This is a genomic window from Peribacillus butanolivorans (assembly GCF_001273755.1).
Taxonomy (GTDB): domain Bacteria; phylum Bacillota; class Bacilli; order Bacillales; family DSM-1321; genus Peribacillus; species Peribacillus butanolivorans.
The window spans coordinates 1,331,410-1,346,426 of sequence record NZ_LGYA01000001.1; the positions used below are offsets into that span (position 1 = coordinate 1,331,410).

The following is a 15,017-nucleotide window of genomic DNA, read 5'->3' on the forward strand; positions in this document are numbered from 1 at the left end:
ATTTGAAATTTTTTAGAAAGATAACTATAATGTTTCAGAAAAAGATAGATGAATAAAATGATGAAAAAAGGCTTGTAAACAAAGTGTTTATACTAAATGAAAAATGGAATGGCTATTTTTAGAATGGAGATTTCGGACCGAGATAAATACTATTTTAAAAAAATAAACATATTAGTGGACTTCGTTTTTTCCATTTTATACACCGACCTAGAAGTATATCGTAATAATTTTTTCAAAATATTGCGAAAGAAAATCATGCACGAAGTAGAATTTTGTTGTAATATGATAGAGAAAACACGCATTAAATCTAAATGTTGTTTTTTGGTAGTTGTTTTTTAGTAGATAAGGAGGATGGGAAATGAATATCCATGAGTATCAGGGGAAAGAGATTTTGAGACAATACGGGGTATCTGTTCCGAATGGCCGGGTTGCCTTTACTGTAGATGAAGCAGTAGAAGCAGCGAAGGAGTTAGGTACAGATGTTGTTGTCGTCAAAGCTCAAATTCATGCGGGCGGCCGCGGGAAAGCCGGCGGAGTTAAGGTAGCAAAGAATCTTGACGAAGCGCGTACATATGCAGAAGAGATTCTTGGTAAAACGCTGGTGACCCATCAAACAGGACCTTCAGGTAAAGAAGTTAAGCGTTTACTTATTGAAGAAGGCTGCGACATTACGAAGGAATATTATATTGGACTGGTCCTAGACCGTGCAACAAATAGTGTGGTATTGATGGCTTCTGAAGAAGGCGGAACGGAAATTGAGGAAGTTGCTGAAAAAACTCCAGAGAAAATTTTCAAGGAAGTGATCGATCCGGTTGTTGGTTTAACTGGCTTCCAGGCACGAAGAATCGCTTTTAATATCAACATTCCGGCTTCGCTAATAAATAAGGCGTCTAAACTGATGGTCAACTTATATACAGCATTCGTTGAAAAGGATTGTTCAATTGCTGAAATCAACCCATTAGTTGTGACAGGCGACGGCAATGTAATGGCACTAGATGCTAAATTGAATTTCGATGATAATGCGATTTACCGCCATAAAGACATTGCGGAGTACCGTGATCTAGATGAAGAAGATGCTAAAGAAATTGAAGCATCCAAACACGGTCTTAGTTACATATCGCTTGACGGAAATATCGGTTGTATGGTTAATGGTGCGGGGCTTGCAATGGCAACGATGGACATCATTAAACACTATATGGGAGACCCGGCTAACTTCCTTGACGTTGGGGGCGGAGCTACAGAGGAAAAAGTTAAAGAGGCTTTCAAAATCATCCTATCTGATCAAAAAGTAAAAGGTATCTTTGTAAATATCTTCGGAGGAATTATGAAGTGTGACATTATCGCGACAGGTGTCGTAGCTGCTGCAAAAGAGCTAGGCTTGGATGTCCCTCTTGTTGTCCGTCTTGAAGGAACGAATGTGGATCTTGGGAAAAAGATTTTGAAAGAGTCTGGTTTAAATATTACGGCTGCTGAATCAATGGCAGATGGAGCACAAAAAATAGTATCACTTGTAGGATAATAGGCAGGGGGGAACATAATGAGCGTTTATATTAATAAAGATACGAAAGTGATCGTTCAGGGAATCACAGGCTCAACAGCATTATTTCATACAAAACAGATGTTGGAATACGGCACGAAGATCGTGGGTGGAGTAACTCCGGGTAAAGGTGGAACAGAAGCGGAAGGGGTACCTGTATTTAATACAGTTTCCGAAGCTGTCACTGAAACCGGAGCAAATGCATCTGTTATCTACGTACCTGCTCCATTTGCAGCGGATGCCATTCTTGAAGCGGTTGATGCAGAACTTGATCTTGTAATTTGTATCACGGAGCACATTCCTGTCCTTGACATGGTTAAGGTGAAGCGATATATGCAAGGCAAAAAAACTCGTTTAATTGGACCAAACTGTCCGGGTGTTATTAGTCCGGAAGAGTGTAAGATTGGTATTATGCCAGGGTATATCCATAAAAAAGGTCATGTAGGCGTGGTTTCTCGTTCTGGAACTTTGACGTATGAAGCCGTTCACCAATTATCACAAGCAGGCATCGGACAATCATCCGCTGTCGGTATCGGTGGGGATCCTGTTAACGGAACTGATTTTATTGATGTACTTAAGGCATTCAATGAAGATCCAGAAACTCATGCGGTGATCATGATTGGGGAAATCGGTGGCACAGCAGAAGAAGAAGCAGCAATCTGGGTGAAGGAAAATATGACGAAGCCAGTTGTCGGGTTTATTGGTGGCCGCACGGCTCCAGCCGGTAAACGTATGGGACATGCTGGTGCTATTATTTCAGGCGGTAAGGGAACAGCTGATGAGAAAATCCGCGTTATGAATGAATGCGGTATTAAAGTAGCCGAGACCCCATCCGTTATGGGCGAAACTTTGATTTCTGTCCTTAAAGAAAAAGACATGTATGAACCTTGCAAAACACACTAATCTAAGATGGACCGACCTGTTTTTTGGGTCGGTCTTTATTTCACTTCAATCTCCCCGAAACACATCTTAACAACCGCAATTAATCTTCTTTTAAAAATTTCCGATTAGGGGTGCTTCTAATTGAACAGGAAAGAAAAATTAATCCACCTCCATCATTGCCGTGGAGCAGGATGGAAAACGATCCAAACAATTATGGCCTATAATCCATCCCTTTCTTCTCTTTTCACAACCACGTACACCGAATGGGCTGAAATCCTTCCTATACCTTCAAATAAATTAAATCTCTTTCTGAAAGATTTACATTCTCTTAATACGATTAAAAAGGTAAAGCAATACGAATATAACCAAATTAAATGTCTGACTATGTTTGATGAAGATTACCCGTTTTTGCTGAGGCAGATATTTGATCCCCCATGGGTGCTTTATTTTAAAGGCGATAAACAGCTTCTAGAGAAGAAGAGTACTCTAGGTGTCGTTGGAACACGTAAGCCAACCTGGTATGGACTAGAGGCCTTAAAAACGATTTTACCGCCACTTGTGCAGAAAAACTTTGTCATCATCAGTGGAGTGGCAGCTGGAATCGATGCGGCTGCACACAAAGTCACATTGGATGAAGGTGGAAATACGATTGGAGTTTTGGGCGGGGGACTTTTGCAAATTTATCCAAAATCTAATATCCCGCTTGCAAGAGAAATAAGCAATAAAGGGTTATTGCTTTCTGAGACTCCTCCGGCGATGAGGGCGGAACCTTGGATGTTTCCGCTTCGCAATCGTATTATTAGTGGATTATCCAAGGGAGTATTTGTGGTAGAAGCTAAAGAAAAGAGCGGTTCCCTAATAACTGCACAGGCAGCTCTTGAACATGGCAGAGAGGTATTTGCGCTTCCAGGTAACGTATCAAGCCCAGAATCATTAGGGGCCAATCAATTAATTCAAGATGGAGCCAAACTTGTTTTGAGTTCGTTACAGATTGAGGAAGAATTTTGAACAATATAATATAGAAGATATACGGAAAAATTGAAGGGGAAATAGCAAAAAAGGTGCTTTTTTAGATGAATAGGTTGAAATTTTAGTCAAAAAGGTTGAAAATATTGTAAAACTGTTATAAGTTTTGCAAATGACACCTCTTGTTAAAATATCTAAAATTAAATAAATCAGCATGCTTTGAAAAATAAAGAGGTGTTGACAAATGAAATTTGAATGATTAATAATAGTGAAGATTTATATTACCTCTTTGAGGAGGATTTATTGGATGTCAGAATATTTAGTGATTGTGGAATCGCCCGCAAAGGCGAAAACAATTGAACGTTACTTAGGGAAAAAATATAAAGTAAAGGCTTCCATGGGGCATGTACGCGATTTGCCTAAAAGTCAAATGGGTGTCGATGTTGAAAATGAATATGAGCCTAAATATATAACTATCCGCGGCAAAGGCCCGGTTCTAAAAGAATTGAAAACAGCTGCAAAAAAAGCAAAAAAAATCTATCTCGCAGCTGACCCCGACAGAGAAGGTGAAGCGATTGCCTGGCATTTAGCTCACAGTCTCGATGTCGACATTAATTCAGATTGCCGTGTCGTATTCAATGAGATTACGAAGGAAGCGATCAAAGAATCATTTAAATCACCAAGACCCATTAATATGAAGTTGGTTGATGCACAGCAGGCAAGGAGAATATTGGATCGTTTGGTCGGATATAATATCAGCCCGCTTTTGTGGAAAAAAGTGAAAAAAGGCTTAAGTGCAGGACGAGTTCAATCGGTTGCTGTTCGGATGATTATTGACCGAGAGAAAGAAATCAAAGACTTTGTACCGGAAGAGTATTGGACAATCAGGGCTGATTTTGTTAAAGGAAATGAACAGTTTGAAGGTTCCTTTTTCAGCCTTGGTGGTGAACGGAAAGAATTAAACACGGAAGAAGATGTCAAGAAAGTACTTGCTTCTTTAAGCGGCGGCGAATTCACCATTGGTACCGTGACGAAAAAGGAAAGAAAGCGTAATCCAGCTGCACCTTTTACGACTTCTTCCTTGCAACAAGAAGCCGCGCGGAAATTAAATTTCCGTGCCAAGAAAACCATGATGCTTGCTCAGCAGCTTTATGAAGGAATTGAGCTCGGAAAAGAAGGTACAGTCGGGCTAATCACTTATATGAGAACGGATTCGACCCGGATTTCGGATATTGCCAAGCAGGAAGCCCATAGCTTTATTCAAAACAGTTATGGTGATGATTATGTTCAGGTTGAACAGCGCAAGGAGAAAAAACAGACAAATGCTCAGGACGCGCATGAAGCGGTTAGACCGACAAGCACATTACGTGAACCAAGTTTAGTGAAGGAGTTTTTATCTAGAGATCAATTCCGTTTATATAAATTAATTTGGGAACGCTTTGTTTCAAGTCAAATGTCTTCGGCTGTAATGGATACAATGAGCATTGACCTTCACAACGGTGATGTCATTTTCCGGGCAAATGGTTCTAAAATTAAATTTCCAGGTTTCATGAAGGTATATGTTGAAGGTTCGGATGACTCAGTGGAAGAAAAGGAAAATGCCCTTCCAGATGTAAAAAAAGGAGATCAATTCTTTTCAAAAGATGTCGAACCGAAGCAGCATTTCACACAGCCACCGCCACGCTATACAGAGGCGCGTCTTGTCAAAACACTAGAGGAACTAGGCATAGGCCGGCCGTCTACATATGCTCCTACATTGGATACGATTCAAAAACGAGGCTATGTTACGCTTGATAATAAGCGATTTATCCCGACTGAGCTTGGTGAAATTGTCCTTGAATTGATACGTGAATTCTTTCCGGATATTCTAGATGCAGAATTCACTGCCAAGATGGAACAGGAATTTGATAGTGTCGAAGAAGGAAGCGTTGAATGGATTAAGGTCATTGATGAATTTTACAAAGATTTCGCTATTCATTTGGCTAAAGCGGAAGTCGAAATGGAGAAAATTGAAATCAAAGATGAGCCTGCAGGGGAAGATTGCGTAGAATGCGGACATGAAATGGTCTTTAAAATGGGTCGATATGGAAAGTTTATGGCTTGCAGTAATTTCCCGGATTGCCGTAACACAAAACCAATCGTTAAAGAAATCGGAGTGAAATGTCCGAAATGTAAAGAAGGCAACATCATTGAGCGGAAAAGTAAAAAACGTCGACTGTTCTACGGTTGTGATACTTATCCAGGATGTGACTTCATTTCATGGGACAAACCTCTACCTCGTAGTTGTCCAAAATGTGAAGGTACGCTTGTTGAGAAAAAACTCAAAAAAGGCGTGCAGGTACAGTGTATGGATTGTGATTTCAAAGAAACACCTCAAGCTTAGAAAAGGTGGACTAATTACTCCCATATTTCTATGTTCAATTGAGAAACTCAGAATAAAATGTGGACTCGGCATCTGCCGAGTTTCTTTATGTTCATGGATGTGTGCTATCATCATAATAAGAGGATTTTATTTCCAAGAAGAAATTGGATAAAGCCTGAAACTTTTTTATTTGGGTCATGTAATGTAAAATTCAGTGGACAAGTGTATTAACTTAAAGATATAATTCCTCTTTGTGTCCGTTGTCCATCTTAGGAAACTTGGGTTGTAGGAAGAATGCAGGATTGGTGGCATAGGGTTTTATAATTGTCGTCAGCAGGAACGAGTATTTTATAGGTGAAATACATACATATCGTTAAAAATGAAGTCTTTTATAAAAGCAATTTTAATGATAAATGATTCTGTCTTATCATATCTATACATGGAGGTTCGAAAAATGAAAGAAGCAAAAGTAAGTGTAATCGGCGCTGGGCTTGCAGGAAGTGAAGCGGCGTGGCAATTAGCTAAAAGAGGAATTAAAGTAGATTTATACGAAATGCGGCCGGTAAAACAAACACCAGCACATCATACCGACAAATTCGCTGAACTTGTTTGTTCCAATTCACTTCGGGCAAATACCTTAACAAATGCTGTAGGTGTTTTAAAAGAAGAAATGCGGATTTTGGATTCTGTTATCATATCTGCAGCAGACGCCTGTGCTGTTCCTGCCGGAGGTGCACTTGCTGTCGATCGTCATGAATTTGCCAGTCTTGTTACAGAAAAGGTGAAAAATCATCCAAATGTTACTGTCATTAATGAAGAAGTGACAGAAATTCCTGAAGGTCCTACTGTCATTGCCACTGGTCCGCTTACAAGTCAGTCTCTATCTGACAGCTTAAAGCAGATTATGGATGAAGAATACTTATATTTCTATGATGCTGCTGCTCCAATTCTTGAAAAAGAAAGCATCAATATGGATAAGGTTTATTTAAAATCCCGTTATGATAAAGGGGAAGCAGCCTATTTGAATTGTCCGATGACGGAAGAAGAGTTTGACCGTTTCTATGAAGCATTGATTTCTGCTGAAACTGTTCCTCTTAAAGAATTTGAAAAAGAAATCTTTTTCGAAGGGTGTATGCCAATTGAAGTGATGGCATCACGTGGGAAGAAAACGATGTTATTCGGACCATTGAAGCCAGTTGGTTTAGAAGATCCGAAAACAGGAAAACGACCATTTGCTGTAGTCCAATTGCGACAGGATGATGCAGCTGGTACTCTTTACAACATTGTTGGTTTTCAGACACATTTAAAATGGGGACCGCAAAAAGAAGTACTGCAGCTTATACCAGGATTGGAAAATGCTGAAATTGTTCGTTATGGAGTTATGCACCGCAACACTTTCATTAACTCTCCTAACGTTCTAAAACCTACGTACCAGTTCAAAAATCGCGATGACTTATTCTTTGCCGGTCAGATGACTGGTGTAGAGGGATATGTAGAATCAGCTGCATCAGGATTAGTTGCGGGTATCAATGCCGCGAGAATCATCCAAGGGTTGGAGCCTACCATTTTCCCTGCCGAAACGACAATGGGTAGTATGGCAAGGTACATTACATCTACTAATGGGAAGAGCTTTCAGCCGATGAATGCCAACTTTGGCCTGCTTCCAGACCTTGAAGTTAGAATCAAAGCGAAAAAAGATCGGAATGAAATGCATGCTAAACGCGCTTTAGACACAATTCAGAACTTTGTGAAAACTTTGTAAAATATTTGCCTGCTGTTTTAAAGTATGATACTATTTATTAGCCTTTGCGAGGTGTTTCCATGATTAATCAAAATAAGGCATTATCATCCTTCATCGAATATTTACAAATAGAAAAAAACAGTTCACATTACACCATTGAAAATTACAAACGGGATATTCACGAATTTTTATTGTTCCTGAATGAACAAGGGATTACCGATGTCACGTCTGTCGAATACTTTGATGTCCGGTTGTTTTTAACGAATTTATATGAGAAAAAACTTTCTAAGCGAACTGTGGCAAGAAAAACATCTTGCCTGCGGAGCTTTTATAAATTTTTATTACGTGAAGGTGATGTGAAGGATAATCCTTTTTCTCTTGCTTCTTTACCTAAAAAGGATCAAAAGCTGCCACGTTTTCTTTATGAGGAAGAAATGAATCAGTTATTTTCTTCTTTAAAGAAAGATTCACCGATAGGAATAAGGAACACTGCACTATTGGAATTACTGTATGCTACGGGCATTAGGGTTAGTGAGTGCTGTGAAGTTAAACTGCAGGATATCGACTTGTCTCTAGGTACAGTACTCGTCCATGGAAAAGGGAAGAAAGATCGCTACGTTCCAGTTGGAAGATATGCTCAGGAAGCGATAGATTTGTACATACGTACAGCTAGGATGGAAATGACTTCGTCTGACGCTAAGGCGCATGCTTATTTATTTGTTAATTCTCGTGGAGACCCTCTGACAGCTAGGGGAGTTCGCTATATTTTAAATGAATTGATTAAAAAGTCAGCCGCAGAGGGAAGTCTTCACCCCCATATGCTAAGGCATTCCTTTGCTACACACCTATTAAATAATGGGGCGGACATACGTACAGTACAAGAATTGCTTGGTCATTCAAAAATTTCATCAACGCAAGTGTATACGCATGTTACAAAAGACCAATTAAAAAAAGTCTACAATGCATCACATCCGCGAGCTTAAATGTTGAAAGGGGACTCTTTATGACAACGATATTTGCAGTACATCATAAAGGTGAATGTGCCATGTCCGGTGATGGGCAGGTTACTTTAGGAAATTCAGTAGTGATGAAGCATACGGCAAGGAAAGTAAGAAAGATCTTTAATGGTAATGTCCTTGCAGGTTTTGCAGGTTCGGTTGCAGATGCATTCACTTTATTTGAGATGTTCGAATCTAAGCTGGAAGAGTATAATGGCAATCTTCAACGTGCTGCCGTCGAAATGGCGAAGCAATGGCGAAGTGACAATGTACTGAGAAAGTTGGAAGCGATGTTAATCGTCATGGATAAAAATGATTTGCTTCTCGTTTCTGGTACCGGAGAAGTAATTGAACCGGATGACGGGATTCTTGCAATAGGATCAGGAGGAAATTATGCACTGGCAGCCGGCAGGGCATTAAAGCGTTTTTCTAGTGAGTATTTATCAGCCAAGGAAATCGCCCAATCATCTTTACAAATTGCAGCGGAAATTTGTGTGTTTACGAATACGAATATAATCGTGGAAGAGTTGTAAGGAGGAGCGCATAATGTCAAAAAAAGCTAATTTAACACCGAGGCAAATCGTTGAAAAACTGGATCAGTATATCGTGGGGCAGCGGGAGGCAAAACGGGCAGTGGCAGTGGCTCTTCGGAATAGATACCGCCGTTCCCTTCTATCGGATCAACTTCGTGATGAAGTCGTTCCGAAAAACATATTAATGATTGGACCGACCGGCGTTGGGAAAACAGAAATTGCTCGGAGAATGGCTAAATTGGTTGGTGCTCCTTTTGTGAAAGTTGAAGCAACGAAATTTACCGAAGTTGGATATGTCGGGCGGGATGTAGAATCCATGGTGCGTGATTTGGTAGAGACATCTGTCCGCCTCGTGAAGGAAGAAAAGATGGCCAGCGTAAAAGAACGGGCAGAGGAAAATGCGAATCGCCGGTTAATAGAATTATTAGTGCCATCAACAAAAAAACAGAGCAATTTTAAGAATCCACTTGAAGTCTTTTTTGGAGGCAGTAACAATCAAGATGAGCAGGATCCGGATGAAAATTCCGAAGATTTAAATCTGCAGCAAAAAAGAAACATTGTAGCTGATAAACTGGCTAAAGGTGAGTTAGAGAATGAAATGATCACGGTTGAAGTGGAAGAACAGGCCGCTTCAATGTTTGATATGCTCCAAGGTTCGGGAATGGAACAAATGGGGATGAGTATGCAAGACGCGCTAGGAAGCTTGATGCCAAAGAAAAGTAAGAAGCGCAAATTGAAGGTCAGTGAAGCGAGAATTGTTTTAACGAATGAAGAAGCGGCAAAATTGATTGATATGGATGAAGTTACTTCGGATGCTGTGTACGGTGCTGAGCAGAACGGGATTATCTTCATCGATGAAATCGATAAAATCGCCAGTAAGCAATCTGGGGGTTCATCAGCGGATGTGTCGAGAGAAGGGGTTCAAAGGGATATTCTACCAATTGTTGAGGGTTCAACAGTTGTGACTAAATATGGATCGGTTAAAACGGATCATGTGCTGTTCATTGCGGCCGGAGCCTTCCATATGGCTAAACCATCCGATCTTATTCCTGAATTACAGGGAAGGTTCCCGATCCGTGTAGAATTGAACAAATTAACTGTAGACGACTTTGTCCGGATTCTTCATGAACCAGATAATGCTTTGTTAAAACAATATGTAGCTTTGTTAGAAACTGAAGGTATAGAAATTGAATTTTCTGACGATGCTGTTCGTAAGATAGCTGAAGTGGCCTTCGAGGTAAACCAGAACACAGACAATATTGGTGCAAGACGACTTCATACTATTTTAGAACGGCTTCTTGAAGACTTGTCGTTTGAAGCTCCGGAAATCACGATGGAGAAGATTACAATCACTCCTCAGTATGTCGAAGAAAAACTGGGATCGATCGCCCGAAATAAAGATTTAAGCCAGTTTATCCTTTAAGAATGAAACAAATGGCAATATACTTGCCCATGCAATGAACATAAAATTACGGAAATACAACTTCATAGTCTATTGTGAACCATGGTATTTTTAGGAGGAACAAATCAAATGAACTTATTAGCAAAAACAAGAAAAATTAATGCAATGCTCCAAAAAGCAGCAGGAAAAGCAGTTAACTTCAAAGAAATGGCAGAAAGCTTAAGTGAAGTTATCGAAGCAAATGTGTTCGTCGTCAGCCGACGTGGAAAATTACTCGGCATTGCAGTAAGTCAGCAAATCGAGAATGAACGTATGTACAAAATGTTAGAAGATAAGCAATTCCCAGAAGTGTATACTAAAAACTTATTTAATATTCCAGAAACATCTTCTAACCTGGATATCGAAAGTGAGTACACTGCTTTCCCAGTAGAAAACAAAGAGCTTTTTGCAACTGGATTAACAACGATCGTACCGATTATGGGTGGAGGAGAACGTTTAGGAACATTGGTTCTTGCTCGTTTACAAGAGAAATTCCACGATGATGACTTAATCTTAGCTGAATATGGTGCAACGGTAGTCGGTATGGAAATCCTTCGTGAGAAATCCGAAGAAATCGAGGAAGAAGCACGTAGTAAAGCGGTCGTTCAAATGGCCATTTCCTCATTATCATATAGCGAATTAGAAGCTATTGAGCATATTTTTGAAGAGCTTAAAGGTAATGAAGGTCTACTTGTAGCATCGAAAATTGCAGACCGTGTTGGTATCACTCGTTCGGTAATCGTAAATGCGTTGAGAAAGTTAGAAAGTGCAGGGGTTATCGAATCACGTTCACTTGGTATGAAAGGTACGTATATCAAAGTATTGAATGATAAATTCCTTCTTGAACTAGAAAAACTGAAAAATAACTAACAGAGAAAAAGGCAGTCCTTGAAAAAGGGCTGCCTTTTTTGTGTGTAATTTGAACGACAAGCTAGCAAGAACTTCCAAGCTAAACGATATGAAAAATGCGTTATGCAAGAAAAAAAGGTAATTCGAATTGAGAATTTAAATTTGAAATGTGAGTATTTAGATAGTATTCTGATGCCACTGGAAATATAGTGAAATTCTTCAAAATAAGAGTAATTATATTACTATAACTATAGTAATAATGAAAAAAATAATTTGTAATAAATTCCCTCCCTTCTTAATCAAAGTATTACAAAATATCTGTTGATATTAGTAGCGGTCTTAAGAGTCCTAATTATGAAATAAGATGCTGAATTTGTCGAATATAAACTCACTTTAAAAATTTCTATTTTTTATTTAAAAAAATATTAATATAGAATTTTAAAGAAACCGTTATAAAATAAGGCTAAAAAAGCTATGTTGTATAAAATCACTTATGAAAAAATATTGCAAATTAGTTCTAAAGTATCAGTTATATAGATTCGTTTTTCGGTATGATAAATAAGGAACTAGAGATAAATTTTGACTAAAATGTCGAAAAAGTATGTAAAATGTAATGAATCGTAATAAATGAACTGGAATAATACTAAAAAAAGCAGTGAATTTGAGCAAATTGTGACATTTTTCGACAATAATAGGTCTAAAGTCTTAAAAATGTTTGTGGACATAGTTATAATGTTTCTTTAGAATTAAACCATGAATACGTTGGGTTAATTTATTTCTTAAGTTATTATCTGTTTAAAATGGAAAGAGGTGAGTGATAATATGGAATTATTTTCAAATACTTTTCAATCACTTGAAAACGCTCTGAATTATTCTAATACAAAACAAAAAGTTATTTCACAGAATATTGCGAATTCCGACACACCGAATTATAAAGCTAAAGATGTCTCCAAAAGACAGTCGTTTCAAGCTGAGTTAGAATCTTCCATCCAATCATACCGTACCGATGAAAGACACCTAAGTTTTAAATTAGAGGGTGGTGAATCCTCTTCAATCGTGACGCAGAGGAATGTGCAATACAACAATAATGGAAATAGTGTGGACATTGATAAAGAAATGACTGACCTTGCTGCAAACCAAATTTATTATAATGCAGTATCCGATCGGCTTTCAGGTAAATTCAAATCATTGGAAACTGTAATTAGGGGAGGTAAGTAATGGGGATTTTCCAAAGTATAAATACGACTGGTTCAAGCCTAACTAGTCAAAGGTTAAGGATGGATGTGATTTCTTCCAATATGGCGAATGCAGATACGACCAGAGCGGAATATGATGCAGAAACAAAGGAGTGGAAACCATACTCGAGAAAAGCAGTTGTGCTACAAAGTAAGGAAAGCAGTTTTTCAAGCTTTTTAAACGCAGCCACTGGGAAAAACAGCGGGATTGGAAACGGTGTAAAGGTTACGGAAATAGTAAGAGATGAAACGCCTTTTGAGTTGGATTATAATCCAGAACACCCCGATGCCAATGATGATGGATATGTGGAAATGCCAAACGTCGATCCGCTTAGGGAGATGGTCGACTTAATGAGTGTCACACGATCATACGAAGCAAATGTGACAGTTTTAAATGCATCAAAGGGAATGATGATGAAAGCATTGGAAATCGGCAAATAAACTTGAATGGGGAGTGGAGATATGGAGGGGATTTCTCTTTCGGCAGGGAGCAATACATTTGATGTATTGAAAAATGGCCAGAGTAATACAAATACACCATACGAAGCACATCGGAATTTTGCGTCCGTATTAAAAGAATCGTTGAATAAAGTTAATGAGACTCAAGTTGCATCAGACAATCTGACAACTAAACTGGTTAACGGTGAAGATGTTGAGCTTCATTCAGTGATGATTGCTTCACAAAAAGCCAGTGTTACAATGCAGGCTACACTAGAGGTCCGGAATAAGGTGGTTGAAGCCTATCAGGAAATGATGAGAATGAGTATATAGCATTCATTTTTTAAACCTCATTATATAAAGAAAAATGGCCAGGGGGAAAAAGATTCCCCCTTTCATAAATTCATAGACTGACCGGGGGATTTAAATGAATGATGTACTAGTGAATTTAAAAAATAAAATAACTGCTTTCTGGACTAGTCGCAGTAAAAAACAAAAAGTCCTCATGATTAGTGCAACCGCATTGATTATCATCGTCATTATGGTTGTCTCGGTTTTTGCCTCCCGTACAACACTGGTACCCTTATATTCTAATTTAACGCCATCAGAAACGGGAAGTATTAAAGAGAATTTAGATAGTCAAGGAATTAAGAACGAAATTTCAGACAACGGTAAAACGATTAAAGTTCCTGAAGAAAAATTGGATACACTTAAAGTGGAGCTTGCAGCTGAAGGGATCCCGGACTCAGGAAGCATCGACTATTCATTTTTTAGTCAGAGCGCTGGTATCGGAATGACCGAAAATGAATTCAATGTTATTAAATTGGACTCGATGCAGACGGAACTAGCCAATTTAATAAAGAAGATTGACGGGGTTGAAGATGCGAGTGTGATGATTACACTTCCTGATAAAGGGGTTTTTGTAAGTGATACAGTAGGTGAAGCATCAGCATCAATTGTTTTGAATACGAAATCAGGCTATAAATTTGATGAAAATCAAATTAATTCACTTTATCATCTTGTATCAAAAAGTGTTCCGAACCTCCCTACAGATAATATCGTCATTATGAACCAAGATTTTGAGTATTATGACCTTGAAAATCAAAATTCTAATTTCGCGTCTGCTTTTGTTACTCAAAACGAAATAAAAAAAGAAATTGAACGCGATATTCAAAGACAAGTACAAAATATGCTAGGAACAATAATGGGCAGAGATAAAGTTGTCGTTTCTGTCACAACAGACATTGATTTCACTCAGGAAAACAGGGAAGAGAATATAGTTGAACCGGTGGATGAAGAAAATATGGCAGGAATTGAGATTTCTGCGCAAAGAATCAATGAATCGTATAGTGGGGATGCAGCTGGGGCTGGTGGCATTCCGCAAAGTGAGGACTCCTCTGATTCATTAGGATCTAGTTATGTTGAGGGAACAAACGGATCCGGTGATTATGAAAAAGTTGATGAAACAATAAATAGTGAAGTGAACCGAATAAAGAAAGAAATAGTGGAAAGTCCATACAAAGTAAAGGATTTAGGTATCCAGGTAATGGTCGAGCCTCCTACGGCAGATGATCCAAACTCCTTATCTCAGCAGAGTGTAGATGATATTACACAAATCCTTAGCACAATAATCCGTACGACAATTGAGAAAAAAGCTGAAGGGGAAGAACTTACAGACGATGAGCTAAATAAGAAGATAGCGATTTCCGTTCAACCTTTTAACGGAAAAATGACAATGCCAGAAGATGGAACGAGAACTTCAGTGCCCATTTGGGTTTACATTGTAGGTGGAATATTATTATTAGTCATTATCATTCTATTATTCTTATTTTTCCGGTCAAGAAGGCGAACAGAAATGGAAGAGGAATACGTGGAGGAAGAGGAAGAAGTCGTATTCGAGGTCCCAGATTTAAATACAGAGAAGGAAACAGAGGCATCGTTAAAAAGAAAACAACTTGAGAAACTGGCAAAAGAAAAGCCGGATGAATTTGCAAAATTATTAAGAAGTTGGATAGCAGAAGATTAGACTAGGAGG

At 38.7% G+C, this 15,017-nt stretch carries 13 protein-coding genes; all 13 read left to right on the top strand.

The window, feature by feature from the left end:
* The first annotated feature begins 358 nt into the window (after positions 1-358).
* The 13 genes from sucC (at position 359) to fliF (ending at position 15,008) form a co-directional block, all read left to right on the top strand.
* Positions 359-1,519 (top strand): ADP-forming succinate--CoA ligase subunit beta, encoded by a 1,161-nt coding sequence (gene sucC, locus AKG34_RS06370; RefSeq protein ID WP_053345310.1) that lies wholly within the window; start codon positions 359-361, stop codon positions 1,517-1,519.
* 18 nt (positions 1,520-1,537) lie between these two features.
* Complete coding sequence (gene sucD / locus AKG34_RS06375) at positions 1,538-2,440, top strand: succinate--CoA ligase subunit alpha (RefSeq protein WP_053345311.1); 903 nt, start codon at positions 1,538-1,540, stop codon at positions 2,438-2,440.
* 120 nt (positions 2,441-2,560) lie between these two features.
* Positions 2,561-3,427: a DNA-processing protein DprA gene (gene dprA, locus AKG34_RS06380; protein WP_053345312.1), complete on the top strand. Its 867-nt coding sequence runs from the start codon at positions 2,561-2,563 to the stop codon at positions 3,425-3,427.
* A 265-nt stretch (positions 3,428-3,692) separates the two neighbouring features.
* The gene (gene topA, locus AKG34_RS06385; RefSeq protein ID WP_053345313.1) at positions 3,693-5,768 is read left to right on the top strand and encodes a type I DNA topoisomerase; all 2,076 of its coding nucleotides are present in this window, start codon (positions 3,693-3,695) and stop codon (positions 5,766-5,768) included.
* Positions 5,769-6,201: 433 nt separating this feature from the next.
* The gene (gene trmFO, locus AKG34_RS06390; RefSeq protein ID WP_053345314.1) at positions 6,202-7,509 is read left to right on the top strand and encodes an FADH(2)-oxidizing methylenetetrahydrofolate--tRNA-(uracil(54)-C(5))-methyltransferase TrmFO; all 1,308 of its coding nucleotides are present in this window, start codon (positions 6,202-6,204) and stop codon (positions 7,507-7,509) included.
* 59 nt (positions 7,510-7,568) lie between these two features.
* Complete coding sequence (xerC, locus tag AKG34_RS06395; RefSeq protein WP_053345315.1) at positions 7,569-8,471, top strand: tyrosine recombinase XerC; 903 nt, start codon at positions 7,569-7,571, stop codon at positions 8,469-8,471.
* A gap of 20 nt (positions 8,472-8,491) precedes the next feature.
* Entirely contained in the window at positions 8,492-9,019 is a 528-nt protein-coding gene (gene hslV, locus AKG34_RS06400; RefSeq protein WP_053345316.1) for an HslVU peptidase proteolytic subunit, read from the top strand.
* Between the two features lie 13 nt (positions 9,020-9,032).
* On the top strand, positions 9,033-10,442 hold the full coding sequence (gene hslU, locus AKG34_RS06405; protein ID WP_053345317.1) for an ATP-dependent protease ATPase subunit HslU: 1,410 nt from the start codon (positions 9,033-9,035) through the stop codon (positions 10,440-10,442).
* A gap of 108 nt (positions 10,443-10,550) precedes the next feature.
* Positions 10,551-11,330, top strand: coding sequence for a GTP-sensing pleiotropic transcriptional regulator CodY (gene codY, locus AKG34_RS06410; protein WP_053345318.1), 780 nt, complete (start codon positions 10,551-10,553; stop codon positions 11,328-11,330).
* An 801-nt stretch (positions 11,331-12,131) separates the two neighbouring features.
* Positions 12,132-12,527 (top strand): flagellar basal body rod protein FlgB, encoded by a 396-nt coding sequence (gene flgB, locus AKG34_RS06415; protein ID WP_053345319.1) that lies wholly within the window; start codon positions 12,132-12,134, stop codon positions 12,525-12,527.
* Positions 12,527-12,985, top strand: coding sequence for a flagellar basal body rod protein FlgC (gene flgC / locus AKG34_RS06420; RefSeq protein WP_053345320.1), 459 nt, complete (start codon positions 12,527-12,529; stop codon positions 12,983-12,985). Before flgB ends, flgC begins: the two co-directional genes overlap by 1 nt.
* A gap of 21 nt (positions 12,986-13,006) precedes the next feature.
* Entirely contained in the window at positions 13,007-13,315 is a 309-nt protein-coding gene (gene fliE, locus AKG34_RS06425) for a flagellar hook-basal body complex protein FliE (RefSeq protein WP_053345321.1), read from the top strand.
* A 94-nt stretch (positions 13,316-13,409) separates the two neighbouring features.
* The gene (gene fliF / locus AKG34_RS06430; protein ID WP_053345322.1) at positions 13,410-15,008 is read left to right on the top strand and encodes a flagellar basal-body MS-ring/collar protein FliF; all 1,599 of its coding nucleotides are present in this window, start codon (positions 13,410-13,412) and stop codon (positions 15,006-15,008) included.
* Positions 15,009-15,017: the final 9 nt, after the last annotated feature.

Coding starts and splice junctions, on each gene's coding strand:
- sucC (WP_053345310.1), top strand. CDS start 359: ATGAATATCCATGAGTATCAGGGGAAAGAGATTTTGAGACAATACGGG.
- sucD (WP_053345311.1), top strand. CDS start 1,538: ATGAGCGTTTATATTAATAAAGATACGAAAGTGATCGTTCAGGGAATC.
- topA (WP_053345313.1), top strand. CDS start 3,693: ATGTCAGAATATTTAGTGATTGTGGAATCGCCCGCAAAGGCGAAAACA.
- trmFO (WP_053345314.1), top strand. CDS start 6,202: ATGAAAGAAGCAAAAGTAAGTGTAATCGGCGCTGGGCTTGCAGGAAGT.
- xerC (WP_053345315.1), top strand. CDS start 7,569: ATGATTAATCAAAATAAGGCATTATCATCCTTCATCGAATATTTACAA.
- hslV (WP_053345316.1), top strand. CDS start 8,492: ATGACAACGATATTTGCAGTACATCATAAAGGTGAATGTGCCATGTCC.
- hslU (WP_053345317.1), top strand. CDS start 9,033: ATGTCAAAAAAAGCTAATTTAACACCGAGGCAAATCGTTGAAAAACTG.
- codY (WP_053345318.1), top strand. CDS start 10,551: ATGAACTTATTAGCAAAAACAAGAAAAATTAATGCAATGCTCCAAAAA.
- flgB (WP_053345319.1), top strand. CDS start 12,132: ATGGAATTATTTTCAAATACTTTTCAATCACTTGAAAACGCTCTGAAT.
- flgC (WP_053345320.1), top strand. CDS start 12,527: ATGGGGATTTTCCAAAGTATAAATACGACTGGTTCAAGCCTAACTAGT.
- fliE (WP_053345321.1), top strand. CDS start 13,007: ATGGAGGGGATTTCTCTTTCGGCAGGGAGCAATACATTTGATGTATTG.
- fliF (WP_053345322.1), top strand. CDS start 13,410: ATGAATGATGTACTAGTGAATTTAAAAAATAAAATAACTGCTTTCTGG.